This window comes from Paraburkholderia agricolaris (genome assembly GCF_009455635.1).
Classification (GTDB): domain Bacteria; phylum Pseudomonadota; class Gammaproteobacteria; order Burkholderiales; family Burkholderiaceae; genus Paraburkholderia; species Paraburkholderia agricolaris.
The window spans coordinates 4758644-4785012 of record NZ_QPER01000001.1 but is presented as its reverse complement, the minus strand read 5'-3'; the positions used below and the strand labels follow the sequence as shown (position 1 = coordinate 4785012).

At 62.5% G+C, this 26369-nt stretch carries 22 protein-coding genes; 8 read left to right on the top strand and 14 right to left on the bottom strand.

Going from position 1 to position 26369, the window contains the following annotated elements; translation table 11 throughout:
* Positions 1 to 142: 142 nt before the first annotated feature.
* Positions 143 to 1759, top strand: coding sequence for a glutamate--cysteine ligase (gene gshA, locus GH665_RS21140; RefSeq protein WP_153138083.1), 1617 nt, complete (start codon positions 143 to 145; stop codon positions 1757 to 1759).
* A gap of 270 nt (positions 1760 to 2029) precedes the next feature.
* Positions 2030 to 2524: a hypothetical protein gene (locus GH665_RS21135; RefSeq protein ID WP_153138081.1), complete on the top strand. Its 495-nt coding sequence runs from the start codon at positions 2030 to 2032 to the stop codon at positions 2522 to 2524.
* A gap of 366 nt (positions 2525 to 2890) precedes the next feature.
* Here GH665_RS21135 and GH665_RS21130 read toward each other — a convergent pair whose 3' ends face one another.
* Both GH665_RS21130 and GH665_RS21125 read right to left on the bottom strand, forming a co-directional pair.
* On the bottom strand, positions 2891 to 4453 hold the full coding sequence (locus tag GH665_RS21130) for a DHA2 family efflux MFS transporter permease subunit (protein WP_153138079.1): 1563 nt from the start codon (positions 4451 to 4453) through the stop codon (positions 2891 to 2893).
* Positions 4454 to 4588: 135 nt separating this feature from the next.
* Entirely contained in the window at positions 4589 to 5131 is a 543-nt protein-coding gene (locus tag GH665_RS21125) for a MarR family winged helix-turn-helix transcriptional regulator (RefSeq protein ID WP_153138077.1), read from the bottom strand.
* Between the two features lie 252 nt (positions 5132 to 5383).
* Between GH665_RS21125 and GH665_RS21120 the strand changes: the two genes are divergently transcribed.
* Together GH665_RS21120 and GH665_RS21115 are read left to right on the top strand one after the other, a co-directional pair.
* Positions 5384 to 5761 carry a hypothetical protein gene (locus GH665_RS21120; protein ID WP_153138074.1) on the top strand — a complete coding sequence of 126 codons (378 nt, stop codon included), beginning with the start codon at positions 5384 to 5386 and terminating at the stop codon, positions 5759 to 5761.
* A gap of 266 nt (positions 5762 to 6027) precedes the next feature.
* Positions 6028 to 7593: an efflux transporter outer membrane subunit gene (locus GH665_RS21115; protein WP_153138072.1), complete on the top strand. Its 1566-nt coding sequence runs from the start codon at positions 6028 to 6030 to the stop codon at positions 7591 to 7593.
* 79 nt (positions 7594 to 7672) lie between these two features.
* Here the strand turns inward: GH665_RS21115 and GH665_RS21110 are convergent, their stop codons facing one another.
* From GH665_RS21110 to gspG, 8 genes are all read right to left on the bottom strand, one after another.
* Positions 7673 to 8452: a type II secretion system protein N gene (locus GH665_RS21110; RefSeq protein WP_153138070.1), complete on the bottom strand. Its 780-nt coding sequence runs from the start codon at positions 8450 to 8452 to the stop codon at positions 7673 to 7675.
* 22 nt (positions 8453 to 8474) lie between these two features.
* Positions 8475 to 8978 carry a type II secretion system protein M gene (locus GH665_RS21105; protein WP_153138068.1) on the bottom strand — a complete coding sequence of 168 codons (504 nt, stop codon included), beginning with the start codon at positions 8976 to 8978 and terminating at the stop codon, positions 8475 to 8477.
* A complete protein-coding gene (gspL, locus tag GH665_RS21100) occupies positions 8975 to 10396 on the bottom strand; it encodes a type II secretion system protein GspL (protein ID WP_153138066.1) in 1422 nt (473 codons plus the stop codon). Before gspL ends, GH665_RS21105 begins: the two co-directional genes overlap by 4 nt.
* Before the next feature lie 28 nt (positions 10397 to 10424).
* Positions 10425 to 11531 carry a type II secretion system minor pseudopilin GspK gene (gene gspK / locus GH665_RS21095; RefSeq protein ID WP_153138612.1) on the bottom strand — a complete coding sequence of 369 codons (1107 nt, stop codon included), beginning with the start codon at positions 11529 to 11531 and terminating at the stop codon, positions 10425 to 10427.
* Positions 11532 to 12240: 709 nt separating this feature from the next.
* Entirely contained in the window at positions 12241 to 12918 is a 678-nt protein-coding gene (locus GH665_RS21090; protein WP_153138064.1) for a PulJ/GspJ family protein, read from the bottom strand.
* Positions 12896 to 13312 carry a type II secretion system minor pseudopilin GspI gene (gspI, locus tag GH665_RS21085; protein ID WP_153138063.1) on the bottom strand — a complete coding sequence of 139 codons (417 nt, stop codon included), beginning with the start codon at positions 13310 to 13312 and terminating at the stop codon, positions 12896 to 12898. Before gspI ends, GH665_RS21090 begins: the two co-directional genes overlap by 23 nt.
* A gap of 1 nt (position 13313) precedes the next feature.
* Positions 13314 to 13892: a GspH/FimT family pseudopilin gene (locus tag GH665_RS21080; protein WP_153138061.1), complete on the bottom strand. Its 579-nt coding sequence runs from the start codon at positions 13890 to 13892 to the stop codon at positions 13314 to 13316.
* A 152-nt stretch (positions 13893 to 14044) separates the two neighbouring features.
* Positions 14045 to 14509 carry a type II secretion system major pseudopilin GspG gene (gene gspG, locus GH665_RS21075; protein ID WP_153138059.1) on the bottom strand — a complete coding sequence of 155 codons (465 nt, stop codon included), beginning with the start codon at positions 14507 to 14509 and terminating at the stop codon, positions 14045 to 14047.
* A gap of 237 nt (positions 14510 to 14746) precedes the next feature.
* On the opposite strand from gspG, the gene GH665_RS21070 reads away from it, so the two are divergent.
* Complete coding sequence (locus GH665_RS21070) at positions 14747 to 15160, top strand: type II secretion system protein N (protein ID WP_153138057.1); 414 nt, start codon at positions 14747 to 14749, stop codon at positions 15158 to 15160.
* Between the two features lie 142 nt (positions 15161 to 15302).
* On the opposite strand, the gene gspF is transcribed toward GH665_RS21070, so the two are convergent.
* From gspF to gspD, 3 genes are read right to left on the bottom strand one after another with little or no spacing between them, the layout of a single operon-like run.
* A complete protein-coding gene (gene gspF / locus GH665_RS21065) occupies positions 15303 to 16520 on the bottom strand; it encodes a type II secretion system inner membrane protein GspF (protein ID WP_153138055.1) in 1218 nt (405 codons plus the stop codon).
* 4 nt (positions 16521 to 16524) lie between these two features.
* Entirely contained in the window at positions 16525 to 18075 is a 1551-nt protein-coding gene (gene gspE, locus GH665_RS21060) for a type II secretion system ATPase GspE (protein ID WP_153138053.1), read from the bottom strand.
* On the bottom strand, positions 18072 to 20441 hold the full coding sequence (gspD, locus tag GH665_RS21055) for a type II secretion system secretin GspD (RefSeq protein WP_153138051.1): 2370 nt from the start codon (positions 20439 to 20441) through the stop codon (positions 18072 to 18074). The genes gspE and gspD overlap by 4 nt, the downstream gene beginning before the upstream one ends.
* A gap of 520 nt (positions 20442 to 20961) precedes the next feature.
* Here gspD and GH665_RS21050 point away from each other — a divergent pair.
* Both GH665_RS21050 and GH665_RS21045 read left to right on the top strand, forming a co-directional pair.
* A complete protein-coding gene (locus GH665_RS21050) occupies positions 20962 to 21408 on the top strand; it encodes a lytic transglycosylase domain-containing protein (RefSeq protein WP_153138049.1) in 447 nt (148 codons plus the stop codon).
* A gap of 142 nt (positions 21409 to 21550) precedes the next feature.
* On the top strand, positions 21551 to 22867 hold the full coding sequence (locus tag GH665_RS21045) for a GTP-binding protein (protein WP_153138047.1): 1317 nt from the start codon (positions 21551 to 21553) through the stop codon (positions 22865 to 22867).
* Positions 22868 to 22991: 124 nt separating this feature from the next.
* Here GH665_RS21045 and GH665_RS21040 read toward each other — a convergent pair whose 3' ends face one another.
* The gene (locus GH665_RS21040; RefSeq protein ID WP_006050811.1) at positions 22992 to 23270 is read right to left on the bottom strand and encodes an HU family DNA-binding protein; all 279 of its coding nucleotides are present in this window, start codon (positions 23268 to 23270) and stop codon (positions 22992 to 22994) included.
* 416 nt (positions 23271 to 23686) lie between these two features.
* Between GH665_RS21040 and mnmC the strand changes: the two genes are divergently transcribed.
* Positions 23687 to 25702 (top strand): bifunctional tRNA (5-methylaminomethyl-2-thiouridine)(34)-methyltransferase MnmC2/FAD-dependent 5-carboxymethylaminomethyl-2-thiouridine(34) oxidoreductase MnmC1, encoded by a 2016-nt coding sequence (gene mnmC / locus GH665_RS21035; RefSeq protein ID WP_153138044.1) that lies wholly within the window; start codon positions 23687 to 23689, stop codon positions 25700 to 25702.
* Positions 25703 to 26369 lie beyond the last annotated feature (667 nt).

Sequence of the window (26369 nt, the reverse complement as noted above, 5' to 3'; positions counted from 1 at the left end):
CCGAAGCGGCCTCAAGCAGCCGTTCTGGCGAGATGTTAAAGTGCCCGCTACCCGAAAATTCCGCCGAACGTTGTCAACCGCGCAGTGCTGCACCTAAGCAGTGAAGCGGTACATGGCGGCCGACAACGCCCGACACGCATCAATGCCAAACACGACACCTTCCCGCACGAACGACGCGCTGTTGCACCGCCTCTCGGTGCTGAGCTCAGGCCCGCAGCGCGACGCGCTGATACGCGGCCTGCGCGGCATCGAAAAGGAAAGCCTGCGCGTAACGCACGACGGCCAGCTTGCCTTGACGCCGCATCCGCTCACGCTTGGTTCGGCGCTCACGCATCCGTCGCTGACCACCGACTATTCCGAGGCGTTGCTCGAACTGATTACGCCGGCCGAGCACGACGTCGCGCTCACGCTCGAGAAGCTCGATACGTTGCATCGTTTCGTCTACGCCGAACTCGGCGACGAGATCTTGTGGAACAACTCGATGCCCGGCCTGCTGCCCGATACAGACGAGGGCATTCCGATCGCGCATTACGGCACGTCGAATATCGGCAAACTGAAGTACGTGTACCGCATTGGCCTCGCGCTCCGTTACGGCCGCACGATGCAGTGCATTGCGGGCATTCACTACAACTATTCGCTGAACGAAGAAGTGTGGCGGGCATGGCATGCGGACCAGCAATCCACGGCAAATGCCGTCGATTTCCAGTCCGACCGTTACCTCGCGCTGATCCGCAATTTCCGCCGCACCAACTGGCTGCTGATGTATCTGTTCGGCGCGTCGCCGGCACTGGATCGCCGCTTCCTGCGCGATCGCAAGCACACGCTCGAAACCTTCGACGCCGACACGCTATATCGCCCGTACGCGACCAGCTTGCGCATGAGCGATCTCGGCTACTCGAACACCACGGCGCAAGCCGCGCTGCACGCCGACTACGACACGTTGCCGGGCTACCTCGACGCGCTCGCGAAGGCCGTGAGCCAGCCGTATCCCGCGTACGAGGCGATCGGCACGCAACGCGACGGCGAGTGGGTGCAGATCAATACGAACGTGCTGCAGATCGAAAACGAGTTCTATTCGACGATCCGTCCGAAACGCGTCACGTACCCGGGCGAGCGTCCGCTGCATGCGCTGGCTGCGCGCGGCGTGCAGTATGTCGAAGTGCGCTGCATGGACATCGATCCGTTCGAGCCGACCGGCATTTCGCTGGAGACGTCACGCTTCCTCGATGCTTACCTGCTGGTCTGCGCGCTCGACGACAGCGCGCCACTGCCGCCGGACGCCTATGCCGAGGCGAATCAGAACTTCGGCCGCGTGACGATGGAGGGCCGCAAGCCTGGTCTTGAACTGACGCGCGACGGCAGCCCGATCGCGATGACGGATTGGGCGAACGAACTGTTCATCCAGATAGATGCAGCCGCCGCGAAGCTCGACGCACTGCACGGTGGCGACGCCCACGCACGCGCCGTGGCGGTTCAACGCGCGAAACTGGCGGATGCGTCGCTGACACCGTCCGCACGCGTGTTGCAGACGATGCGCGACAAGCAGCAGAGCTTTCTCGCATTCGGCCTTGAGCAAAGCGAAGCGCACGCCGCTTATTTCCGCTCGCGTCCGCTGGATGCCGCGCAGACCAAAGAATTTGCCGACCTTGCTGCGCAATCGCTTGCCGAGCAGGCCAAACTTGAACGGGAAGAGGTCGGTTCATTCGACGCATTTGTCGCGGCTTACCGGGCGTACACACTGAACCGGTTTAGCGTCTGAACAACGCAGCAGACGAACCCGGAAAAACGCCTTCAGAGCAAATGCCGTTCGGTGAACACTGAACGGCATTTTCATTTGCAGAACCGCACGCGGTTTGATGGCCGCTTTTCTATTGCGCACAGGTAACGTCTACGCCAGGCGACCATCGATACCCGACCATACCGGCAAAATCTCCACGCGCTTCGACTATTCGCAAGCGCGTATGAAACACCTTGTCGGGGATGCGGTCCAACGTGCATGACACGTTCCGGAGCGGGAGGCTTTAACGCGATGAAAAAAGGTCTGTTGGCCGTACTGTGCCTGGTGGCGGTGACGGGGTGTTCGACGCGGGGGCAGGTCGACCCGGGCGTGATGCAGATCGCGACCACGCCGTTGACGTGTTCGACCAAAGCCGAGTGTGACGTTTGGTGGCAACGTGCGCAGACGTGGGTAGCGGGGCATTCGAAGTACAAGATCGAGTCTTCGACAGACACGTTGATCCAGACGGCGGGCCCGGACGGTGGCAAGCGTGCGCTCGCGTACCAGATAACGCGTACACCGAATCCGGACGGCACGGCAACGATTGGTTTCGCTGCGCATTGCGACGGATCGCTGGGTTGCAAGCCCAACCCATGGGAAGCGGGCGCCGACTTCAAGGAATACGTACGAGGGGGCACCTCACCGGGCTCGCCGCAGAACGGCGAGAAACCATCGCAAGCTGCACCCACGGCGATGCACCCGGACCCATCGGGCCAATCGATCCCTGGCGAACCGGTAACGCAGTGAGGTAAAGAAGGGAGAGCGCTCGCAGAAGCAGCGAGGCGCAAAAAACTCGCCGCACAAAACCCGGCGGGCGGTTCCAAGAACGAGGCATCGGCGCGCGCAGCGCCGCCGGAGGTATGACTGCCTTGTCACTAAGGCGGAATGTGCGGGAACACAGATTCCAGATGCACCACTACCGCTACTGTGCGGGGGACCCGCTTATGAGCTGGCGGTGTAAAGCCGCTTTCTTTTGCCTACTTTTCTTTGCGGCAGGCAAAGAAAAGTAGGTGCCGCCCCGCACAGGGGCAACGCTAATAGACCACTAACACAACAAGGAAAGGCCAACACCATAAGCAAACAGCCAAGGCGCCGCACAAGCACAAAAACCAGTCAATGCCCCATAGAAGGCCCAACCCCTTTACGGGGTTTAGTAACCCAAACAAGCACCGCCAACACCAAAAACGCCGCACAAGAAATGCGGAAAAAGTCATTAGTGGCCATCATATAAGCCTGCGCTGTAACAACCTGATTCAACTGAGCGGTGAGACCATCCCCAGAAAGCCCGATCCCGGCCAGCGCATTGGTATAAGCATTAGTATTAGCCGAATAAACATTAACCGAATCGGTCAGCATCGCATGATGATAGATCGTGTCATTTTCCCAGTAAGTCGTACTAACAGCCGTCCCAATCGCCCCCGACAGCGTCCGAAAAAAGTTAGACAACCCGGAAGCACTAGCAAGCCGCTCATCCGACACGCTGGACAGCGTAATAGTAGTCATCGGCACAAAGAAGCAGGCAACGCCGATACCCTGCACCAATCTCGGCCAGATCACATGATTGAATGGCACATCGAGCGTAAAAGTCGAGTTCCAGAACGACACAAACGCAAACACGATGAACGCAAAACTCGCCACCACACGCAGATTCAACCGATGCATATTCTTGCCGATCATCGGCGACAGAAACAGCGCCAGAATGCCAACCGGCGCCGTCGCCAGACCGGCGATCCCGGCGGTATATCCCATCACCGTCTGCAGCCACAGCGGGAAAATCACCACCGACCCGAAGAACGCCATAAACCCGAACGAAATAATCACTACCCCGAGCGCGAAGTTACGATCCTTGAATAGCGAAAGATCGACAACGGGTTCCTTATCCGTCATCTCCCAAACCAGCAGGAACGCAATCGACACCACCGCGATAATCGCCAGCGTGACGATAAAGGTCGAGTTGAACCAGTCGCGATCCTTGCCCAGATCGAGCACCATCTGCAGACATGACACGCCGATTACGAGCAACGCGAGACCGACCGCATCGATACGCTGTTTGGTGACCTTGGTCTCACGGCCGCGCAACAGCAGGAACGCGCATACCGCCGAGAACAACCCGATCGGCACGTTGATATAGAAAATCCACGGCCACGTGTAGTTGTCGGTGATATAGCCCCCCATCACAGGCCCGAAAATCGGCGCGCAGATCACAGTCATCGCCCAGAGGCCGAGTGCGAGCCCGCGTTTTTCCGGTGGGTACGAGCGCATCAGAATCGTCTGCGAGAGCGGGACCATCGGCCCGGAAACGAGCCCCTGCAGAAGCCGGAACGCAATCAGCGACTCGAAATTGTGCGCGAAGCCGCACAGCGCCGAGGCGACCGTGAAAAGCAGAACAGACAGCGTGAACAGCCGCACCTCGCCGACACGCCGCGCGAGCCAGCCGGTCAGCGGGACCGCGATCGCTGATGCCACGGAATAGGACGAGATGACCCAGGTGCCTTGACTGGTCGCCACGCCAAGGCTGCCGGAAATGGTCGGCACGGCGACGTTCGCGATCGACGTATCGAGCACTTCCATGAACGTGCCCAGCGCGAGGCCGACGGTGAGCAAGGCCAGCGTCCCGCCTTTGAGCGGCGCGGGTTCGGCGGCGGGTAGGGCATCGGCGGAAGCCGTAGCAGCCATGTGTGATTCTCCTCAACCGGGAAAGCTTGTCGCGGCAGCTTTATCGCACCCGTCTAACGGTGTGCTTACATGCCGGATCACCCTCTGCCCAGACAGACATTTTCAAACAACGGCGCGTTCAAAAGCGCCTCCTGGTTACCGCTCGCCGTGCTTTGCCGACGGCACTTCGGGTAAGTCTTCCAGCGATTCCTGCGTTGTTTCGAGTCCACAGCAGCCGCCAGCGCCCTCACCGATGCCGTTCGCAATGAAACGGCTGAGCAGGTCGAGCAGGGTGGCATGCTCCGCGGCGGAAAATCCACGCAACTGCTCGTTCAGCACGGCGGCGCCCAGACTGGGCAATTGCCGCGCGGCTTCGTGACCTTGCGGCGTCAACTCCAGCTTGACCATCCGGCGGTCGGCGTCGCTGCGTGTGCGCACGATAAAGCCTTTCTTTTCAAGACGATCGAGCAAACGTGTCATCGATCCGCTGTCGTATGACATGACACGCGACAACTCAAACGGCGTGTTCGCGCGTTGCGCGGACAACATCAGAATCACACCGATCTGTTGAGCGGTCAGTCCTAACGGTTTAACTGCGCGGTCGGTTCGTTCGACGAGCACGTTTCGCGCTTTCGTCAGGTAATAGCCAAGACTCGATTCGAGTCGAATCTCGTCTGCTTTGTAGGGGCCGTCAGTCATCGTGTATCCGGGAACATCGCCAAGCAGAACGAATTCTAGCTGCCTAAGCAGACAAGTCAAATTGGATTTCGCACGACGCGAGCAGCACAAAAAACAACACCGCTCTTGCGAACGAGCAAAGTATCTTGAAATTTAATTGCATAGTCAATATTATGATAGGCAACGAGTTACGCGCAACCTGCGCCACCCGAGACCATGTTCTGACCGATTGTCTGCACGCCGCGCCGGCGCCGTGCGAAAAGGATTTCCCCCATGCTGTACCTCAAAAACACCCTCGGCGGCTTGAGCCGCTCCCTGACCGATTCCGCAATGAGCAGCTTTCAAGGGCCGCATCGCTGGTGGAAGCTGGCGTTGCTCGCTGTGCTGTTTGTGCTGCCCGGTGGCTCGGTAGGCGTCGCGGTGCTTGCGTGGTTCGAGCATCGGCGGGTACAGAAGGGGGCTCAAGCCGCTGCAGCAGCGAAATCAACGGAATTGCCGGCTGTGAGTGGTGTCGGCGGCGGCGCGGCCAATGGCGTTCCAGCCATCTCCGGAAGTCCTGCTGGCGCCTGCCAGGCGAGAGGTGATGCACCGTGCCGGGCTGCGGCGGGCAAGCTGGCCCGGCAGACGACGTCGTCGGATTCGCGGGTCTAAAGCGTCGCGCTTTAACTCTCTTCTTCTCGCAGGGCCGGTCCCGGTTGCACGTGCAGCGCTTCGCGTCGCCAAGGGCAACCAGGCCGGTAACAGCGCGTAACCATCCCGACACCCTAAGTAACACACCTCCGCCTTCCCTCGCATTACCCTTTCAGTTTGCCGCGCTCATGCGGCCCCATACGCTAACATTCCGGCAGAGCCATGATCTCGCCCGGCTGGCAGTGCCGCCATTGGCCGCGCTGCGGCGTCCTGAAGGAATCCATTGCATGCAGTTTGATCGAATCTCGCGCGCGCGGACGCTTGCGCCCCGTGCCCTGACTATCGCGGTAGCCGCAGCCCTCGCCACCTCGCTGGTCGGTTGTGCAGTCGGCCCCGACTACAAACGGCCCGCGGCCGAGATCCCCGCTTCCTACAAAGAAGCCGCACCCGGCTGGAAAGTCGCTCAGCCAGCCGATCGGCAGGACCGCGGCGACTGGTGGACCATTTACGAAGACCCGCAACTCAACGCGCTCGAAGACAAGCTGAACACGTCGAATCAGACCATTGCCCAATATGCCGCCGCCTACCGGCAGGCACGTGCGCTGGTCGGCGAGGCACGCGCGGCGTATTTTCCGACCGTCGGTGCATCGGCAGGCGTGACGCGCTCCGGCTATGGTTCGTCGTCCAGCAGCAGCGCGACGACCTCGAGCCGCTCCGGCATCAGCAACAACTACAACGTGCAACTCGACGCAAGCTGGGAACCGGACCTGTGGGGTTCGGTCACGCGCTCGGTGAATTCGCAAAAGGCCGGCCAGCAGGGCGCCGCCGCCAATCTGGCGAATGCGCGGCTGTCCGCGCAGGCCACGCTCGCGCAGACCTATTTCTCACTGCGCGCGCTCGACTCCACCCAGAAGCTGCTCGACGACACGGTAGCGGCCTATCAGCGCTCGCTGCAACTCACGCAGAATCAGTACGCAGCAGGCGTCGCCGCCCGCTCGGACGTCATTCAGGCGCAAACGCAACTGCAGTCGGCGCAGGCGGCCGCAATCGACAACGGCGTAGCGCGCGCACAAGACGAGCACGCGATCGCCGTCCTGGTCGGCGAGCCGGCCTCGACCTTCTCGATTCCACCCATGCCGCTAACCGCTACGCCGCCTGCCGTGCCCGCGCAGATGCCGTCCGCGCTGCTCGAGCGGCGTCCGGATATCGCGGCGGCCGAGCGCACGGCGGCGGCGGCGAACGAACAGATCGGCGTCGCGATTGCCGCGTTCTTCCCGTCGCTCACGCTGTCGGCCACCGGCGGCTTCCAGAGTTCAGCGTTCTCGCAGTTGTTGACCTTGCCGTCGCGCTTCTGGACGCTCGGCCCGCAGCTCGCCGCCACGATCTTCGACGCGGGCCTGCGCCAGGCAAAGACCGAAGCCGCTCGCGCCGTCTACGATCAGGACGTCGCCACCTACCGTCAGACGATTCTGGCGGCGTTCCAGGACGTCGAGGACAACCTCGCCTCGCAACGCATCCTCGAACAGGAAATCGTCGTGCAGCGGCAGGCCGTGGATTCCGCGCGTCAGGCGCTCGCCATCGTGACGAACGAGTACAAGGCGGGGACGGTCGGCTACGTCAACGTGCTGACCGCGCAGACCACCGCCTTCACCGCGGAGCAGAAGCTGGAAAGCCTCGCCGGGCAGCGCATGGTGTCGTCGGTGGGTCTCGTGAAGGCGCTCGGCGGTGGCTGGGATGCGTCGCAAATGAACCGCGAAACGGGCGATGTGGCGGCGCCCGCACCGTTACCGGCAGCGCCGGCCACACCTGTGGCGCAAAGCGGAGCCACGTCGCCGGCAGCCCGGAGCGACTAGGCGCGCGGCGCACTAACGAAATGCAAAAGAGGCGTGGCCGCGAAATGCGGCCACGCCTCTTTTTTTCGCAATCCGCGCCTCAGTGCACGAATGTCAATGCGACGCTATCGGGCCCGCTCGGCCGTCCCAGCAGATTCAGCAGTCCGGCCAGGTTGTCGCGAGCTTCCGGCGCGGAGCTGGCCGTTCCGTGAAACGACGTCGAGACTGCCGACACCGTGCCATTGCCGGTCAGCATCAGCGGCCCTTTGAGAGTCGTCAGATCCAGCGTGGACGAGGCGCCTTGCGCCTGGAACACCAGCCGGTAAGAGCCTAGCGGCTTGACCAGCGAGACGCGCGAACTGACGTCGTTCAGCGTCACAGTCAGTTGGCCGAACGCTTCCTGATTGAAGCTGCGCCAATCTGACCACGCGAGACGTACGTCGCCTTGCAGATCGAGCGTATTGAACGGCGCGCCGAGCCCACTCAGCAGCGAAGCCGGCACCGCCATTGCGCCTGGCGTGACGGTGGCGGTGCGCGGCGTGATGTCGACGGTGATGGGGTCGGGCATCGCCTCGCTGTGCCGCATGATCATCCGCACACGGCCGGTGAAGAGCGGCCAGAACGCCGTGCGCCATTCGATCCGCCCCGGCAGCAGGGTCGCGGCACTCATGTCGGAACCGGCAGCCAGCATTAGCGTGGCCGAACCGTGCCACAACGAGCCGGCGGGATCGACGAGATTGACGTGGCCACGGGTTTGCCTGGCGAATTGCGGCGTGATCCAGGCAGCCGGCAACAGCGTGAGCATCACGGCCGCGCTGGCCAGCACCGCGATCGCCAGCCAGGGTAGCGCGACGCGCAGGCGCCGCATCCAGTAAGTCATGCGAGATCCTGTAACGGCGCGGTCATTTCGCGGTGGACGGCTGCAACGATGCCATCAGATCCACCTGGCCGTCTTCCTTGAGAGCGGTCACGTGAGCTTCGGCGACCTGCACCTTGAACTGCTTGCGCGCGTCGTCGACCCAGCTCGTCCACGCGGGGAACGAGACATTCTTCATCTGGATCTGCACCGCATTGCCGATCACCTGCACCTGGGTCGCGGCCAACCCGTGATCGCCGAGCGAGGCGGTGAGCGCATCCTTCAGTGCCGCACCGGTCGGCGCAACACCTTGAGCCGCGGCGGAGAGCTGGCGCGCTTCATTCGATTGCGCGGTCATCTGCGCCAACTGACGCTGCAGGGTAGGCAGCGATTCACGCAGATGCGCACGGCCGTCCTGCGCAGGCGCCCACAGCACCGACCACGCGATCACCACGGCCAGCGCCCCGCCGCCCCACGCCAGCAGCGTTTTTTCGCGCTCGGTGCGTTGGTCCCAGAATCCAGCCCAGCTTTGGGCGAGTTCAGCTTTCATTGTCCGTTCCTGATGGTCCACTTGCCGGTGTTGCTGTCGATCGCACCGGTCAGGCCGTTGCGCGACAGACGCTTGGCGAAATCGGCATCGAGTTTCACCTCGGGCTTGAAGGTCACGTCGAGCCGCCGGTCGTGATAGTCGAGCGCGGCGATACCGTTGACCGGCACTGGCGCCAACGAACGCGCAAGGCCATCGGCGAGCGACAGAAAATCGTCCGGCGACAGTTCACCCGCGGCCACCCGCAACTGCTGCAACTGGCGCGACATCTGATCGGGCGCGTCGAGCACGACCGTCGTCTTGGGGAAGGTGTTCAGGAGCAGCTCGGTCATCTGCGTGTTGATCGCGTCGCGCTGACGCGCGAGCATCATCCACTGCACGTTCGCGCCGATAATCGCGATCACCAGCGCGCCGACCGCCAGCAGGACCGGCAGGCGCAGGCGCCGCAGCGTCGCGCGGTCGAGCCGCCACGGTTGCGAGGCAAACTCGAACTGGCACAGGTCGAAACGGCACGCCAGCGCGCGGCGTGCGAGCTGCTCGAACGGCAGCGGGCTGGCCCCGTGCACATAGGCGGCAAGCTTGGCCGGACTGGTTGCGGCGAGACTCGGCTCGGTGCCGGGCACTTCCGTCAGCATATACAGCGAGACCGGCGCCGCGCCGGCGAGCGCGCTGAGCGTCGCGTTCACCGCGCTGGCCGGCACCGCCAGCCCTTCGCCTTGCACGCCGCGCGCGATAGCCAGTTCGACACGTGGCGCACCGTTGTCCACCACACGTTCGACCGCGCCTTCAAGCAGCAATGCGGGCGCGGTCTGAACAACGGCGCCGAGCACGGCCGCCACCATCGGCATTACCGACGCGACTTCTGGCGCCACTACCGGCGCGACACCCGGCAGCGATGTCGCCACGCTGGCCGTACCTGCCATCACCGGCTCGCCCGCGTTGACCATTTCCGCGACTTCGGCGGGGGTGTCGAGCGCGACGGCTTGCGGCAGACAGCGCGTAACCGGCACTGCGCGCACGCTGCGGTGGCCCGCTGCGGCAAAGCCCTCGCAGATGAAGCGGAACCAGCCGCGGTCGATGATCGCGAGCAACTGCCGGCCGCCTGCGACCGGTTGCGGATCGACGGCGATGTGGCAGGTTTGCGGGTCCTGGATCAGTTGATCCTCGACGATATTCGGCAATGCCTGGCGCAGCCGCGGACCGCGCAACGGCGGCAGCTTGGCGGGCATCATCAGCAGGTCGCGGGCGGCGACCATCAGCACCGTCGACGAGGCGCGCGGCAACAGCGCGAGCGCCGAGCGGCCCGCGCGTTGGGTGCGGCCCGACTTGTCGAGCAGCACGAACGGCAAGTCCGGCAGTTGCCATTCCTGCGACGGCACCGCCGGATCACGCGGCGGCAATAGAACGATCAGCGTGCTCAAAGGCCACTCTCTCTGGGAAAGGCGTTATTCATAATTGGTCTTGTACCCGCACGATACGCGTAGTGTGAGTCAAAGCATCGCGATAGACGAGGGTCGTGCGATCGACTTCCGCGCGTTCGTGCTGCACGCGGCCGTGGATCAGAAAGTAGCTCGTGTTGACGTCCATCTCATTCGGATCGATCGACACCGACTGTACGCCGGCGCCGCGCAAGGCCAGTTGCACATCGGCGACGTTATGGAAAAACACGGTCTGCCGGCGCGCGACGAAGGCTTGTGCGGCGGACAGATTCATCCCCGGCACGATTGCAGCGACGACTTCGGCGGAGGCCGTATTCATGTTGACCGCCGACACTGTCGGCAGCACGGTGACGAACGGCCGCAAACGCGCGACCATTTCCGGCGTATAGCCGGGGATATCGAGCAGCGAATCGACGCTGGTCATTTGCAGCGGCGCGACTGCGGCGTTGTCGTCACCGTCCTCGATACCGGGTTTATCGGTGAAGCTGCCGCCTATAGCGCCGCCGCCCGCGGTGAGCGGGGTCGCCGTCGTGCCCGCGGCGGACGTGACCGTCTGGAAACGTGTCGCCGATTGCGCGAGACTCGAGCGCACCTGCAAGGCGGTGGTTTTCGCCAGCTGGCTGTTCACACCGAGAGATACGAGCAGGCGCTGATAGGCGTCGACCTGCTCCATGTTCACTTGCATGACGCCGGGCGCCGGGCTCGAGACCAGATTGCGGAGATTGAATTTCGCCTGGGCGTCTTCGATTGAACCTGACAGATAGGTTGCCTGGCCTTGCTCGGCTCTGACTTCACCGATTTGTCCAAGGAAATCCGACAGACGTGTTTTGGCGATGGGGACGCCCCATAGGCCGCCCAGATACGTGATGCCTGCCGAGGTGTCGCCCTCCGAGCGGAGAATCAGGCGCGTCCAGTCGAGCGCGCCGCGGGCGACCCATTGCGCCTGGGATAGGAGACGCTGGTTTTCTATCCTGCGGATTTGGACTTGCTGGCGCCAGAGCATGCCCGATACTAATATCGCTGAGAGCGCGACTACCAGTAGGGCGCTGATGATCGCTGCGCCGCGTTGGGCTTTTGGCTGTGCGATTGCTTTGTTGGCCTTTCCTTGTTTTGCTATCGGTCTATTAGCGTTCCCCCTGTGCGGGGGGGCACCTACTTTTCTTTGCCTGCTGCAAAGAAAAGTAGGCAAAAGAAAGCAGCTCAAACCGCTAACTCTTAAGCGGGTCCCCTGGCTTGGAGAGGGTAGTGGTGCATCTGGAATCCGTGCCCCAATGTCCCCAACCGGAAGTGACAAGGCCGTCATACCTCCCGCCTCGCGCTGCGCGCTCACCGGAACGGTCCACTTCGAAAACCCCCGGCCTTGGCCGGGGTGAGTGGGAGCCCTCGGCTTCGCCTCGGCGAAGTGCCCAACCCTTTTCCCCGGCAATGCCGGTGCGTCAGAACTGGGGAGTGCGGCTGAAAAGGGCGTCACGCCCAAAGGCCCGATTGTTTGAGGTGTACCCATCGGCGCGCGGAGCGCCGCCGGAGCTAATGACTGCTTTGTCACTGAGGCGAAGTGTGCGGGAATACAGATTCCAGATGCACCACTACCGTTGGCTGTGCGGGGGACCCGCTTAGCATTAGCGGTTTGAGCCGCTTTCTTTTGCCTACTTTTCTTTGCGGCAGGCAAAGAAAAGTAGGTGCCCCCCCGCACAGGGGGAACGCCAATAGACCGATAGCAAAACAAGGAAAGGCCAACACAAGAAGACCGCAACCAAGCCCGCCGCAAAAGGCGAACAAACCACACAACCACAAACCGTCGCGGAGACAACAACAAAACCCTCATCTCATTCTCCGACGAGAAAAACCCGCGTGACAGGCCGCGCCAACGACTTAGCCCCCACACTCACTTCCAGCCCCGTCACCGACCGCGGCAGCGGCGCATTCCCCAACTGGGGCACCTTCAAATTATTATCGTTCTCCGTAATAGCACTCTGCACATCCTTCATCTGCGTGGTCCAGCCAACCTTGGGCACATAAAGACGAGCCGAAATAGCCCCAACGCCGCCCATCAAAGGCACTGCCGTCCAGCCATCACCCTCGCCACCGCGCAGCGCACTACGCAACTCGCCCACATTCGCCAGCGGCGGCGACGCATACCGAATCACCCGCCCCTCGGATACGCGATACCTCACCACCTGCAAGCGCGGCGCCGTCCCCGGCAGCAGGATCTGCCGCACGATCTGCAGCACACTGCCGCTAATCGACACAGCGGCCTGCCCGGACTCATCGTCCGACGCGGCCTGACGTGCGTCGATCCGCATCTGGTCGAACACCTGCGCAAAGACGCGCTCGTCTTCCATCGCATTCGTAATCGTCTGCCGGCCACGAATGATCTGGTCCAGCCCGCGCCACGACAACACGGCAATCACCGCCATGATCGCGATCGCGACCAGCAGCTCGATCAGCGTGAAACCACGCGCGCCCGATCGGCCGCGGCGCTCAGAGCGAACGGTTGTTTTCATTCGCGACCACCGTGACCATCTGGGCGAGATTGCCGGAACGCCCAGGCATCGTCACCATGACTTCCACTCGACGAAACACCGGATTCGGCGTCGCCGTCACATGCTCGGTACAAATCAACTGCAAATTGCCCTGCGAGCAGTCAAAACTCGTCGAGCCGACATTCGGCCAGCCATGTGTCAAATGCAATTGCGCCAATGTATTGTCCGCGCTCCATCCCGCCAGCAACCGTCGATGCAAATCGGCCTCGCCGCTCGCCAGACTCCCCACCGCTCGCAGCGACGCGGCCAACGCAATCGCAATGATCGCCAGCGCCACCAGCACTTCGATCATCGTAAAACCGCGCTGCGCGCCGTGGACCATCTCGCGCGCGCTCATGTCCCTGCAACGACGCATCTCAGTGCACCTCATAGCGGCCGTTGCCGGTACTGACAATCGTCGCGCGTCCCACCGCCGAAAACAGCGTGATCTGCACGGGCACGTCGATCGCTTCGGTACCGAACACGACCCGGCTCGGGTGCGAATCCGACCCAGGATAATTGATCGTGACGCCAGTCACGCCACCTTCCCAGTTACGCGGCCCGAGTAAATCGTCACGCAGCGGACGCCAGCCGTCTTCGGTACGCACATCGAAACGAAACCCGCCGTCGAGCGGTTGCCAGGCGATCGGCCGGGCGCGCACCTGGGCTTCGTCGCCAGCCGATTCGAATAGCAGCGCGAGACGCTGCGCCTCTTCGTTCAGATCGGTGCGCGGGTTGCGCGTCATGGTCAGCGCGGTCAGCGATACCAGAATGCCCGCGATCACCAGCACCACCATCATTTCCAGCAGCGTGAAACCCGCCGCACGCTTCGGGCCGGTAGCACCGGAACCACCTGCGCCACGCCGGCCGCGCACGCGCGCGCCGACGCACGCCGTGCCCGGCAGCGACGCCGTACACGGAGTGTCCACAGGGGACTTGCAAGCGGACAGTCGCATAGTGCCGGCCACAAACGATCAACCAAAAATCAGAAAAACAATGAGTCGATAAGACGCGCGGTGGGTCGCCAGGGAACTGGGCGATCCGGCGCGCCTGACGATCAACTGCGCTTAATGAATTATCAAACTACCGAACTACGAAACCGCCGGGACTATTGCCACGAACCGATGTCCGCATCGTTGCCTTCGCCGCCGGGCTTACCGTCCGCGCCATAACTGAACACGTCGATCTCGCCATGCACGCCCGGATTCAGATACTGGTAGGTATTGCCCCACGGATCGTTCGGCAGACGTTCGAGGTAACCGCCGTCCTTCCAGTTGTTCGGCACCGGGTCGGTGGTCGGCTTTTCGATCAATGCGCGCAAGCCTTGCTCCTGAGTCGGATAGCGGCCGTTGTCGAGACGATAGAGTTTCAACGCCTGCATCACCGTGCCGATGTCCTGCTTGGCGGCCACGCGGCGCGCTTCGTCCGGACGGCTCATGATTTTCGGCACGATCAACGCGGCCAGGATGCCCAGAATCGCGATCACGACCATGATTTCAATCAGTGTGAAACCGCGCTGACGACGGCTGCGCGGGTTCGCGATTCCAATTCGTCGAGTGGTCGACAGTTGCATAGCTTGCTACCTCTTTTCAGGTGAAGTTTTCGATCGGGCGGGATTCGCGTGTCAGCCAATCGGGGCTGCCATTGAACACGCCCGGCCGGTCATTTTAATGTCATGCAGTTGAAGGGTTGCGAGAAAACGCCACGCAACCCCCAGTTTCTTGCGTCCCCTCGGGGATCTCGCGTTTCACGCGAGCTTAGGAGTACTTTCCCCCAACGCAATTTTCACAATAGTCCGTACAATATGCGCATGAACGCCATTCAAATCCGCCTTCTGTCGCTCGCACTGTTCGCCGTGTTTTGCGCGACATTGACCTACTGGGTCATCACGCTCGCCACCACGTCCGGTGCGCCGTTGCCCGCTGCCGCCGCGCACGCGCAGGTCTCGACCGAACAGGCCGCCACGCTGTTCGGCGGCCAGCTCACCCGGAGCGCCAACCAGGACGTGCATCTGTTCGGCATCCTCGCTTTGCGGGAAGGCGCCGCGGCCATCGTCAGCGTCGGCGGTGAACCGCCCCATGCGGTGTCGCTCGGCAGCGCGCTCATGCAAGGCGCCAAACTCTCTGAAGTCCGCCCCCGCTCGATCATCATCGACCGCAATGGCGCGCATTCCGAAGTATTCCTGCCGGCCAATCCGGCAGGTCCTACTATCTACGTGCGCTAGTCCAGACGTTCCGCCGCGCTTCGGCGGATTGCGCGGCGGTTGCCCCAAGGCGGCCGCCCCGCAAGCAATTGTCACAACGGCTGCTACATCCCTCGTTGCAGCCACGCGCAACCGAAGCACGTCTGCGTCCTCACTGCACCACTTACTGCACCAGGTTGTTCAACTCGATGATCGGCAGCATCACCGCCAGCACGATCACCAGCACCACACCCCCCATCGCCAGAATCAGCAACGGCTCGAGCAGGCTCGTCAGGAACATCGTGCGCCGCTCCAGTTCACGTGCTTCGCCGTCGGCCGCGCGGTCGAGCATGGTCGTTACGTCGCCGGTCGCCTCACCCGAACGGATCAGGTGCACCAGCACCGGCGGAAACGTCTTCGTATTGCCGAGCGCGCGCGATAGGGACGTACCCTCGCGCACCCGCACGATCGCATCGTCGATGTTCTCGCGCATCGCGTTGTTGCTGAGCGTTTCGGCGGCGGCCTGCAACGCGCGCAGAATCGGCACGCCCGCGGCAGTCAGAATGCCTAGCGTGCTGGCAAAACGCACCGTGTTGTAGCCGCGCACGAGTTTGCCAAGCAGTGGGGCGGTCAGCAGCCACCGGTCGAACGCGAGGCGTGGACCAGGCTGCTTCAGGATCGAGCGCACCAGATACGCCAGCGCGGCCACGCCGATCAGCATCGCCCACCACCAGTTCCGCACGAAACCGGACAGCGCCATCATCATGATGGTGAGGATCGGCAGTTGCTGTTTGGTGCTGGCGAACACGTTTACCACTTGCGGCACGACGTAGCTCAGCAGAAACGTGACGATGCCGAATGCGATCAGCGTCACGATCGCCGGGTAGGTGAACGCGAGTACGATCTTCTGCTTGAGCGCATTGCGCTGCTCGATGTAGTCGGCGAGACGCGACAGCACGAGACCGAGCTTGCCGGTATGTTCACCGGCCGCCACCAGCGCGCGATAGATCTCGGGGAAGTCTTTAGGATGCTGCGTCAGCGCATTCGCGAGCGAATGGCCGCCGAGCACTTCCGCGCGAATCGACGCCATCAGCTCGCGGATGTAGTCGCGCTCCGATTGCTCGGTCAGCACCGCGAGAGCTTCGTCGAGCGGCAAGCCGGCGATCAGCAGACTGGCCAGTTGCCGCGTGAGAATCGCCTGCTCGCGCTGGGATAAACGCCGTCCCAGCGACAAGCGCTGATTGCGCTCGCCACGTGTGCGCGTCGCGGCCGGTTCAACGACGAGTGGCGTCAGTCCTTGCGAACGCAAATTGGTCCGCGCGCCGCGCGCGCTGTCCGCGTCGAGCACGCCCTTTTGCGCTTTGCCCGCCGCATCGATCGCTTCGAAACGAAATGCCGGCATGCGTTTATGCTCCGCCCGTCACGCGAATCACTTCTTCGAGCGACGTCAGCCCCGACGCCAGCCAGCGGTCCGAGTCCTCACGCAGCGTACGCATGCCCTGCGCACGTCCCGACGCCAGAATTTCCGCATCGGAGGCGTTGCGGTGAACCAGCGTGCGGATCTCGTCGTCGATCAGCAGCAGTTCGTAGACACCACGCCGTCCCGCATAGCCCGATTGTCCGCACTTGTCGCAGCCGACCGGATGCCAGCGCACGCTGCCGTCTTCCTCGACACGCTCCTCGCGGCACACCGGGCACAAACGCCGCACCAGCCGCTGCGCCAGCACACCCAGCAGCGACGACGCCAGCAGATACGGCTCGACACCCATGTCGGTCAAACGGGTCACGGCGGAGGCCGCGTCGTTGGTGTGCAGGGTGGCCAGCACCAGGTGACCCGTCAGCGACGCCTGCACCGCGATCTGCGCGGTTTCCAGGTCGCGGATTTCGCCGATCATGATGACGTCCGGGTCCTGCCGCAGAATCGAGCGCAGCGCCCGCGCGAAGGTCATGCCGATCCGCTCGTTGACCTGCGTCTGGCCGATGCCGGACAGGTCGTACTCGATCGGGTCTTCGACCGTCATGATGTTGGTGGTCGCCGTTTCGAGCCGCGACATCGACGCGTACAGCGTAGTCGTCTTGCCCGAGCCGGTCGGCCCGGTCACCAGCACGATGCCGTGCGGCTTGCCGATCAGCTTGTCGAACCTGACGAGTGTGTCGGGCGCCATACCGAGTGCTTCGAGATTCAGGCGCGAGGCGTCCTTTTCCAGCAGACGCAGCACCGCACGTTCGCCGTGACCGGTAGGCAGGGTCGAGACCCGCACGTCGACCGGACGGCCGCCCACGCGCAGCGTGATACGACCATCCTGCGGCAGACGCTTCTCGGCAATGTCGAGCTGCGCCATGATCTTGATCCGCGAGATCAGTGCGCCATGCAGGGCCTTCTTCGGTCGCACGACATCGCGCAACGTACCGTCGACCCGGAAGCGCACCACCGAAGAAGTCTCGAACGGCTCGATGTGAATGTCCGAGGCCTGTTCGCGCGCGGCCTGCGTGAGCAGCGCGTTGATCATGCGGATGATCGGCGCGTCGTCTTCCGATTCGAGCAGATCCTCGACCTCGGGAATGTCCTGCATCAGACGCGACAGATCGACTTCGCCTTCCACTTCGCCGACCACCTGCGCTGCGCTGCCGTCCTGGCGCGCGTAAGCCTGGTTGATCGCCTGGGCCAGTTCGTCGGCCGGCACACGCACCACGGACAACGCGCCGAAGTTGCGCGCGACCTCGGCCAGCGCGGCGTCGCTGGTGCGTTCGCTGATCCAGACTTCGAGGCCGTCGGCGTGCTGATGCGCGACCAGAATCTGGCCGCTGCGGGCGAAGCCATAGGGCACGAGACGCGCGGCCACCGCCGACGGCGCGATGCGTTCGGCATGCTCCGCCACAACTGCGGGCGCAATCGCCGAAGCTCGGGCTGCTGCCGACGTTCGCGAAGCTGACGGCGGCGTGGACGGCGTGCTCACGGCTGCGCTCCAGGTGATGCGGTGGACGGTCCCACGGTTGCCGGGTTTGTCTGTACAGCGGGATTCGTCGGCACAGCGCCACCGTTAGTAACAGGGTTCGTCTGCACAGCGGGGTTGCCCGGCACAGCACCGCCGTTCATCACTGGAGCCGACGGCGGCGCTATCTGCTGGCGACGCATCTGGTCGAGATTGAACAGGTTCATCGCCGGCGAACCGCCCTGGCTCGGGCCGAGCGGCATCGGCGGAACCACCGGATCGTCCTTATCCTTCATCAGGTTGTTGTCCGACTTATACGCGCCCGTCACGCCCTGCACGTAGTCGTAACGGTTCGCCGTCACGGCCTGCGCGGTATCGCGATCGGTGATGATCACCGGACGCAGAAACACCATCAGGTTGGTCTTCTGGCGGGTCTTCTGTTCCGAGCGGAACAACTGGCCGAGCCAGGGAATATCGCCCAGCAGCGGCACCTTGCTGTTGCTGACCTGATAGTTGTCCTGCATCAGGCCGCCCAGCACGATGATTTCGCCGTTATCGGCAAGCACCGTCGACTGGATCGAACGCTTGGTGAACTGCGGACCGGCCGGGTTGGTCGACACATTGGTCGTGCCGTTCACGATCGCCGAATCTTCCGTGTAGAGCTGCAGCTTGAGAATCCCACCGTCGGTGATCTGCGGTTTGATGTGCAGCGTCAGACCCACGTCGACACGGTCATACGTGTTGAACGCCGAACCCGGGCTGGTGCCGCTCGTGAGATTCGAATACGAACCCGTCTGGATCGGCACGTTCGTACCGACCACGATCTTCGCTTCTTCGTTGTCGAGCGTGATGAGGTTAGGCGTGGACAGCACGTTCGCATCGGCGGTTTGCGACAGCGCCTGCAACAGCGCGCCAAGTCCCTGCACACCGAAAATATTGTGCACCCAGCCGACGTTGAGCCCCTGCTGAAGACCCGAGCCACTGGCGAGTGCTGCACCGAGACCACCGGTAGCGGCGCCTGCCGCGGCGGCGGCCGTCAGATTGATAATGCTGTTGCCGGTGCCGGCCGCCAGATTGGTGCCGGCAAAAACCGAACTGTTCGCGACCTGCCACTGAATGCCGAGGTTGGCGTTCGTGGTCGAGTTCAGTTCGACAATCAGCGCCTCGATATAGACCTGCGCGCGCCGCGCGTCGAGCTGGTCGATCACCGCCCGCAGATTGCGGTACACCGGCTCGGCCGCCGTGATGATCAGCGAGTTGGTCGCCGCGTCCGCCTGGATCATGCCACCCGGCTGATTGTCGTCGCTCTTGTCCTTGTCACCGCCGAGCAGGCCGCCGGAACCGCTGTTCGAGCCTCCACCGCTACCGCCGCCCATCGGCGACGACATCGAACTGCTGTTAAGTCCGCCCGAGGGCAGCGGCGGCGTACCCGACGTGCCCGTCGAATTGCTGCCGCCCAACCCGCCACCGCCGTTCTGGTTGAACGAATTCGCTTCGTTCGAGCCGCCTGACGAGCCGGTGTCGCCGCTGCCTTTGCCGAGCATCCCGCGCAAGGTCTTCGCGAGCTTCGTCGCGTCCGCATTGCGCAGCGGCACGACGTGCATGTTGCCGGGCATGGTGGTCGGCGTATCGAGTTCCCTCGCCAGTTGCTTCGCGGCCGCGAGCCGGCCGCCGTTCGACGCGCGAATCAGCAGGGAGTTGGTGCGCGGGTCCGGGGTGATCGACACCTTCAGCGTTGCGTCGGTGCTACCGATCGCGCCCGGGTCGAGCATCTTGGTCAGCTGCGCGGCGATATCGATCGCGTTCGCGTTCTTCAGCGGCACCACCGACACCGACTGGCCGGCGGCCGTATCGACACCCGCGATGATCTGCGCGATGCGCCGCACGTTGTCGGCGTAATCGGTCACCACAATCGTGTTGTTGGCCGGGTAGGCCGCCACGGTATTGTTAGGCGAGATCAGCGGACGCAAGATCGGCAGCAGGTTATTAGCCGATTCGTTCTTCAGCGTGAACACCTGCGTGACGACCTGATCGCCCCGCGCCACCGGCGCATTGCCGACATAGGTCGGCACGCCTTGCAGCTTGGCATCGGCCTCGGGCACCACCTTCAGTACGCCGTGATCCTGGACCAGTGCAAAACCCTGCATCCGCAAAGCGGATTGCAGGGTCTTCAGCGCCTGGTCTTCGGGCACTGCATTTTCTGACACGAGGTTCAACTGACCCTTCACGCGCGGGTCAACGATGATCGTTTTGCCGGTTGCCGCCCCGATCGCCTTGGCCACCTGGTCGATATCAGCGTTCACGAAGTTGAGTGTCACCTGTGCCTGTGCTGTCTGCGCGGTGATCAATCCAGCCACCAGCAGCGCCGTTGCGACGCGACGCAATGCCATACGATTTCTTCTCATGGAATGTGGGTTCGAAGCCGACGGCCCAAGCCGTCGACGGTCATGCAGTGCGAACATTTGAGCAGGCCGCCGCCCTGTCGGTCTGCCAGCCGGCCTCACGGGGGGTCAATCCCCAGGATGCCGGACCTCCAAAGTCCGAAAAAAATGAACAGTAACAGTTTTTCATGTCGGATTTGTCACAAAACAAACGACCCGGTGCGATTACTCTAAAGACCGCCTCGAACCGTCAAGCAATTGAAAGCAAACGCGCTTGTGTGCGCCGACCCGCAAAAGTGCTTCGTTTTACGCTCTTCTATGTCGGTTAGCCAACTTGACGGGTGTCTGCCTGCCGGTATGATACGAGCCGTTCGAGGTGCTGGTAGCGACTTGCCGAGGCGGGTTTTCCCCGATGCCCGACAAAGGCCCGGCCAGCGAGCCTCACCGGCTTCCAGCGGCTGAAGTATGGCCGATGCATTGCCTTACCAAACCTTATCCTTGCGATTTGTTTAGTCGTATTTATTGACTGATGAAACGAACCTTCGTCACTGTCGCTGCAGGACTTGCCGTGCTGATCACAGCAGGGTCCGCGCGTGCCGATTGCTTTGACGAGGCCGCAGGATATCAAAAGGTGAACCCCCTGATTCTGCGCGCAATTGCGTGGCAGGAGTCACATAATCGACCGGATGCGTTGCATAAGAACGCCAACGGCTCGACCGACTACGGCGTCATGCAGATCAACTCGGTTCATCTGCCCACGCTCGCCCAGTACGGCATCTCGCAAGGCACGCTGATGGAGCCTTGCAAGAACGTCTATATTGCGGCGTGGCATCTGCGCCGTCAGATGAACAAGTACGGCAATACCTGGCAGGCGGTCGGCGCGTATCACTCCGAGACGCCGGCGTTGCGTGACAAGTATGCGCAGCAAATCGCCGCCATCCTGCGCAAGTGGAATCTGATGCCGGCTGCGCACTGAGCCGTTCTCGCCGCACGGCCCTTTTCCGTTTTGATGCACAATGCGGCTTCGTGCTGCCGCCGGTGTTCGGCCATCTTCTGGCCCAGGAGTCATGCGACCCCACCCGGCACGCCCTCCAATCCTCTTGTCTTTCTGTACTGCGATGAACCAGCCGCTATTGCCCGTCACCGTCCTCTCCGGTTTTCTGGGCGCGGGCAAGACCACGCTCCTGAACCACATCCTCGCGAACCGTGCAGGTTTGCGCGTTGCCGTGATCGTCAACGATCTGGCGGCCGTCAATATCGACGCAACGCTGGTGCGCGACGCCGCCGCGCTTTCACATGTCGAAGAACAGCTCGTCGAACTGTCGAACGGCTGCATCTGCTGCACGTTGCGCGACGACTTGCTGGTTGAAATCAAGCGGCTGGCCGGCGAAAAGCGCTTCGATGCAATCCTGATCGAGTCGACCGGCGTGGCCGAGCCGATGCCGATCGCCGAAACCTTCACCTTCGTCGACGACGACGGCGTGTCGCTATCCGACATCGCGCAGCTCGATACGATGGTGACGGTGGTCGACGCGTTCAACTTTCTGCGCGACTACGGTTCCGCCGACGCGCTGTCCGAATGGGGCATCGCCGCCACTGAAGAGGACGATCGCACGCTGGTCGAATTGCTGATCGAGCAGATTGAGTTCTGCGACGTGCTGGTGGTGAACAAGGCCGATCTGGTGAGCGCCGACGAACTCACGCGTTTGCAGCGCATCCTCGCGCGCGTCAATCCGCGTGCCGTGCAGGTAGTAAGCCGTTTCGGCGAGGTGCCGCTTGCCGACGTGCTGAACACCGGACGTTTCGATTTCGACGAGGCTTCGAGCGCACCGGGCTGGCTGGCGTCGCTCAATCAAGAACATGAGCATGACCATGAACACGGCCACGCTCATCACGGTGAAGCGGACGAATTCGGCATCGGCAATTTCATTTACCGCGCGCGGCGGCCGTTTCATCCGGAGCGCCTGTGGGCGCTGCTGCATCAGGAGTGGCAGGGCGTCTTGCGCAGCAAGGGTTTCTTCTGGCTCGCCACGCGTAACGACATTGCGGGTTCGCTGTCGCAGGCAGGTGGCGCTTGCCGGCATGGTCCGGCGGGCATGTGGTGGGCCGCTCAGGATCGCAGCGAATGGCCGGATGGCGATGACGAGCTGGCTGCCGAAATTGCCGCCGACTGGTACGGCGATCCGGACGATCTGAGCATTGGCGACCGTCGCCAGGAACTGGTGATGATCGGCGTCGGCATTGACCCGGCAGTGTGGAAAGCGAAGTTCGATGCGTGCCTCGTCACCGACGAGGAATACGCGGCGGGACCGCAAGCATGGCAACAATTCGCCGATCCGTTCCCAGCATGGGACTTCGACGAAGACGACCATGACCACGACCATCATGACCACGACGGCCATGCCCACGGCGAAATCGTGCATCGTCACGATTGAGCCGGCGAGGCCGTTGCGGCCTCACGCCAACTGTCTGGCCGAGACGCCCGTCACGGCTAAACAGTAATTCCAGACGAAAAAAAACCCGCCATTGGCGGGTGTCAACTGCCAGGCAGTAATCTGCTTAGCGTTTGTTGACAGCGTCCTTGAACGCCTTACCAGCCGTGAACTTGACGGTCTTGGCGGCCGGGATCTTGATAGTTTCGCCGGTCTTGGGGTTACGACCCGTACGTGCTGCGCGCTTGCCCGAACCGAAGCTGCCGAAGCCGATCAACTGGACCGCATCACCCTTCGACACAGACTTCTTGATCACTTCAAGCAACGTGTCCAGCGTCTCACCGGTTTGAGCCTTGCTGGCGCCCGTCTGTCCTGCGACGGCGTCGATCAGTTCCTGTTTGTTCATTAAGGTTCCTTTCTGAGTTTAGGTTGACACGAACAGCGCGAACGCGCCGATTATACGTGCGCGGGCCGCGCCGTCGAGCAGCTGCGGCTCCGGATCCCCTCCGGACAATTAGCATGGGGTAATTGACTGCCCCACGGCCGTGCCGCCGCTCCCTTCGCGGCGCTTGCTATGATAGCGCAGCGCAAACCCAATCAGGATAAGGGTTTCGAAGATTTAAGCGGTTCTGGGGCCAAGATTCAGGGGAAACCCTTCTTTTTTCTCTTCGCGGACCTCAATCGAAGGCTGAAACCCAGCGTGGACGGGGCTTAGCGTTGGTTTTTGCCAACGTTGCCGCACGTCTTTTTCGCCGCCTGGCGAGCTGCCCGCGCCGGCGGTAACGTCTGATCCGCTCTTTCGAGCGTCATTTTCCACAGCGCATGACCGATCCGTTGATCCCCGCCGTCCTCGCATTCCGCGACAACGGCACGCCTTTTTCACCGCGCTACGACGACATTTATCACAGCGCCGTCGGCGGTCTCGAACAGGCTGAATACGTGTTCCTCCGGGGCAATAAGCTACCGCAGCAGTGGCAGGGCAAGCGCGTGTTTACCGTGCTCGAAACCGGCTTCGGCATGGGCATCAATTTCCTCACGACATGGTCCGCATGGCGAGCCGATCCGGCGCGTTGCGAGCGCTTGCACTTCGTCTCGACCGAGAAGCATCCGTTTACTCAGGCCGATTTGCGCAGCGTCTATGCAGCGACGATTTCGAATCCCGAGATTGCCGCGCTGGCGGAAACACTGGCCATTGAATGGCCAATGCTGGTCCCCGGCACGCATCGGCTCGAGTTCGAGAACGGCCGCGTCACACTGACACTCGTGTTCGCCGACGCGGCGGAAAGCTTGCCAGCATTGAGGTTACGCGCCGATGCGTTCTATCTCGACGGCTTCTCGCCAGCCAGGAACCCGGAAATCTGGACACCTGCGATCTTCAAGGCGCTCGCTCGCCTGGCCGGTGAGGGCGCCACGTTCGCGACCTACAGCAGTGCCGGCGACATCAAGCGTGCGCTGACGCAGAACGGCTTTGTGTACCAAAAAGTCGACGGCTTTGGCTGGAAGCGCGCGATGCTGGTCGGCCATTTCGCGCCACGCTGGCGCGTGCGCCGCTATGAACCGCCCGCGCCGCTTGAAGTCGATGAGCGGCACGCGATCGTGATCGGCGCCGGACTCGCCGGCTGCGCGACGATCGAGCGTCTGGCCTCACGTGGTTGGCGCGTCACCTCGCTGGAGCGGCACGCATCGGTCGCTCAGGACGCCTCGGGTAACCCGGCCGGCGTATTCCATCCGATGATCTCGCGGGATGACAGCGTCGCCTCGCGCGTTACGCGAGCGGGCTTTCTCTATACGCTCAGACGCTGGGCCGCGCTCGAACGGCTGGGCCATCGTCCCTTGCGCGGCGCTCGAGGCCTGTTGCAGATCGCCGCGGACGACGACGAAGCACGTTCGATGAGCGAAGCAATCACGGCGTTCGGTTACCCGTCTGAATACGTCACGCCCGTATCGCTGAGCGAAGCCCGGCAATTAGCGGGCATGCCGCTCGCACGCGGTGGCTGGTTCTTTCCGCACGGCGGCTGGATCGATCCGGCGTCGCTTTGCGCAGCGCAGTGTGCAGCCGCGGCTGGGTTGCTCGAGCGCCGCTTCGGCGTGGACGTGGGGCGCCTCGAACGGTCCGGTAATCAATGGACCGTCTTCGATGTGGCGGGGCAGGCGATCGCGCGCGCGCCGGTGGTCATTGTCGCAAGTGCACACGAGGCCGCGCGCATCGCCGGTTTGCGTCACGCGCCAACTCGCAGCATCCGCGGCCAGCTGACTTTGCTGCCGGCCGGCACCGTACCTCCGCTCGGCATGCCGGTGATAGGTGAAGGCTACGCGGTTCCACTCGCCGACGGCGTCACGCTAACCGGCGCCACCTACGAACTCGACGACCCTGACACGTCGCTACGCCCGGATGGCCATCTGGAAAACCTCGAACGGGTCGCGCAGATGCTGCCGGCTTTTGACGGCGTTATCGATCCGGCAGGCGTGGCAGCGCTCGCCGGGCGCGTCGCGTTTCGCTGCGTGACGAGCGACCGGATGCCCATGATCGGCAATTTTGCCGACGAACCCGCAGCGGCACGTGACGCCCAGCGTCTGCGTGGCGCCTGGCCGCTCGATTTGCCACGCATCGACGGCCTGTATGGCGCATTCGCTTACGGCTCGCGCGGTCTGGTATGGGCAAGCCTGGGCGCCGAGTTGATCGCCTCCCAGATCGAAGGTGAGCCGTGGCCGCTCGAACGCGACCTGGCCGAAGACCTCGATCCGGCTCGCTTCCTCTTACGTGCGTTGCGCCATGGCACCGCGGACCAAGCGCACGCGCTGAACATGAACACGGGTGACGAAAAAGTTATCCACTGAAACTTGTGGATAACTGCCTTGTTAACCCGCGCAACTCATGTGGAACCGTTGTGGACGTAAACGGGGTAACTTTGCCGCCGCCGAAAATCGCCAAAAGTTACCCTTGTATACCCGCTGCTGCCGCACATGCTGTGCATCCTGTTATGCGAGCGACAACCCGATGAATCGATTCGGTAAACCGGGGTTATCCACAGAAAACGAGGCACCTTGTTAACTGTTACTACGTATACATACGGTAAACCTGTAAACAGAAGAACCCGCGTGCGATCGAGCGCAATCGCCGAGCTCGAACCTCCTGCAATGGGTAGAAAACGACGCCGGCAGTTTTCCGAAAAACCGTTCTGCAACGTTGAATCTGTAACCTGTGAGAGCCTGATTCAGTGTTAAAACGGTCGCATTTTCCACGTCGTGCGAAGTTAACGTACGTTTTTACCGTTTTGACGGCATGTTCCGGTCTTTTCAGTCAAGTATGAAAAAGCTATGGCACAATCGCCGTTCTTTTCCGCGTCGCGCCTCGCCCTGGGCGGCACTCGCTGCAACGGAACGGTGCCGCTCAATCAGAATCTGATTCAAAGTCGACGGCGTTCTTTCACCGTTCCGTGCCGGTTGCTACGGCCGCACCCCGAAATGCGTCGCGCTCCACGCGACCGTGGCGCATTCAGATCAT

Coding starts and splice junctions, on each gene's coding strand:
- gspI (WP_153138063.1), bottom strand. CDS start 13,312: ATGCGTCGTTGCAGGGACATGAGCGCGCGCGAGATGGTCCACGGCGCG.
- mnmC (WP_153138044.1), top strand. CDS start 23,687: ATGACCGATCCGTTGATCCCCGCCGTCCTCGCATTCCGCGACAACGGC.
- GH665_RS21090 (WP_153138064.1), bottom strand. CDS start 12,918: ATGAAAACAACCGTTCGCTCTGAGCGCCGCGGCCGATCGGGCGCGCGT.
- GH665_RS21110 (WP_153138070.1), bottom strand. CDS start 8,452: ATGACTTACTGGATGCGGCGCCTGCGCGTCGCGCTACCCTGGCTGGCG.
- GH665_RS21120 (WP_153138074.1), top strand. CDS start 5,384: ATGCTGTACCTCAAAAACACCCTCGGCGGCTTGAGCCGCTCCCTGACC.
- GH665_RS21135 (WP_153138081.1), top strand. CDS start 2,030: ATGAAAAAAGGTCTGTTGGCCGTACTGTGCCTGGTGGCGGTGACGGGG.
- GH665_RS21130 (WP_153138079.1), bottom strand. CDS start 4,453: ATGGCTGCTACGGCTTCCGCCGATGCCCTACCCGCCGCCGAACCCGCG.
- GH665_RS21080 (WP_153138061.1), bottom strand. CDS start 13,892: ATGCGACTGTCCGCTTGCAAGTCCCCTGTGGACACTCCGTGTACGGCG.
- gspD (WP_153138051.1), bottom strand. CDS start 20,441: ATGGCATTGCGTCGCGTCGCAACGGCGCTGCTGGTGGCTGGATTGATC.
- GH665_RS21105 (WP_153138068.1), bottom strand. CDS start 8,978: ATGAAAGCTGAACTCGCCCAAAGCTGGGCTGGATTCTGGGACCAACGC.
- gshA (WP_153138083.1), top strand. CDS start 143: ATGCCAAACACGACACCTTCCCGCACGAACGACGCGCTGTTGCACCGC.
- GH665_RS21040 (WP_006050811.1), bottom strand. CDS start 23,270: ATGAACAAACAGGAACTGATCGACGCCGTCGCAGGACAGACGGGCGCC.
- gspF (WP_153138055.1), bottom strand. CDS start 16,520: ATGCCGGCATTTCGTTTCGAAGCGATCGATGCGGCGGGCAAAGCGCAA.
- gspG (WP_153138059.1), bottom strand. CDS start 14,509: ATGCAACTGTCGACCACTCGACGAATTGGAATCGCGAACCCGCGCAGC.
- GH665_RS21070 (WP_153138057.1), top strand. CDS start 14,747: ATGAACGCCATTCAAATCCGCCTTCTGTCGCTCGCACTGTTCGCCGTG.
- GH665_RS21050 (WP_153138049.1), top strand. CDS start 20,962: ATGAAACGAACCTTCGTCACTGTCGCTGCAGGACTTGCCGTGCTGATC.
- GH665_RS21115 (WP_153138072.1), top strand. CDS start 6,028: ATGCAGTTTGATCGAATCTCGCGCGCGCGGACGCTTGCGCCCCGTGCC.
- GH665_RS21045 (WP_153138047.1), top strand. CDS start 21,551: ATGAACCAGCCGCTATTGCCCGTCACCGTCCTCTCCGGTTTTCTGGGC.
- GH665_RS21125 (WP_153138077.1), bottom strand. CDS start 5,131: ATGACTGACGGCCCCTACAAAGCAGACGAGATTCGACTCGAATCGAGT.